Here is a 1,419-nt window from a genome sequence, read left to right as displayed (position 1 = left end):
TAATGCCGTTCAGTTAAGGTCCTTCTTCAGGACGCGGACGGTATAACGTTGAGGCAAGGCCTTCACGGCCCGGTCGATTTTTCGACCGGGCCGTTCTTCATTCAAGAGCATCACCAAGCGTTGGCGCAGGCGCTGCATCAACGCGGGCAATTTGCCGTATGACCGTGTCACGGCTGCCCAGTGGAGTTCGTACTGGATAACGTGGAAAGCGCGGATGAAGCTGATCTCGGTCGGCTCACATTTTACTTCCAATGCTGCTTTGGTCATCTCGAGCCGGATCAGATTGTAGGCAGTAAGTAGTCCCCAGATTTCCTGGTAGACGCCTTCGACGGTACGGCTACGCAGGGTGAGCGCCATGCCCATCATCGTCTTCTTGAGCTCACGATAGCTCGTCTCGATTTGCCAGCGCTGCGTGTAGCAAGCGGCAATATCCTTGGCCGTGTAGCGTTTGGTGTCAAACAGTGACGTTAGCAATACGTGCTTGCGCGCGCTTTGGTCGATGATCGTGATCGCGCGTACGCGCCATGTATCAGGCAGATCAGGGCATTTCTTGCGTGCCTGCGGCGAGACGCGCATCTCGATGACGCCATCGTCGGGCGTGCCGCTCACTACTTGCCATTTGGTGTTGGCCTTGGCTGGGATGATGAAGTGGCGGTTGGTGCCTCCTGAGGTCAGTCCACACAGGATTTCGGCCGACAAAAAACCTTTGTCGAATGCGGTCAGGGAGTCATCCGGAATCGATGCAAGCAACTCTTTGGCATAGAGCATCTCGTTGATGCCGTAAGGACCAAACTTCGCATCTCGGATCAAGTGGGTTGGCACTGCGGTCAAGGTGACGCCACGCACTTGCGGATAGCTGGAAATGCGGCCGCTGGGATAAACCTGTTCACCGAAGTGCTCGCGATGTTCTGGCGTATCGGCGGTCTTCAACGTCGTGCCATCCAGTGCAAACAGGCTCAGGCCCTTGAATAAATACTGTTTGCGATCCTGCTCAGCCCACGCCTTTGCCGATATCTCGAACAGTGCTCGCAAAGGCTCTGCGCCGAGACGCTGCCGCGCCTGCGCAACCGCACTTTTGCTGACGAAAGGCGCTTGTGCATCCGGTAAAGCCAAATCCAGGTCGTCAACCACTTCACTGATGGATTGGTGACGATACAAAGCCAAGGCCACGACCAGCCACACCACTTGCTCGGCCGGTAAGCGTCGCTGTCGAATGCTCGCTTTGCCTGTGTAAGCAACTGCCTGCTCGATCCACTCGTATGGCAAGTGCTGGCCCAGGCGCGCCCAGTCCGGGGCTTCCTGAGATTGCACGAGAAAATTAAGCGCGTCATCGAACATGGTGACGCAGGTTAACAGCCTCAGCGACCGTTTACAACACTCAAAAGAAAAATGCCGTTCAGTCTTAACTGAACGGCATTA

General features: G+C 55.7%; 1 protein-coding gene. It reads right to left on the bottom strand.

Annotated elements, in window-relative coordinates; translation table 11 throughout:
- Positions 1-9 precede the first annotated feature (9 nt).
- Positions 10-1,338 (bottom strand): IS4 family transposase, encoded by a 1,329-nt coding sequence (locus QWL29_RS26485; protein WP_305825842.1) that lies wholly within the window; start codon positions 1,336-1,338, stop codon positions 10-12.
- Positions 1,339-1,419: the final 81 nt, after the last annotated feature.

The sequence above is a fragment of the Massilia brevitalea genome (genome assembly GCF_030711405.1).
GTDB lineage: Bacteria > Pseudomonadota > Gammaproteobacteria > Burkholderiales > Burkholderiaceae_D > Telluria > Telluria brevitalea.
This window is presented reverse-complemented; position numbering and strand designations above follow the sequence as displayed.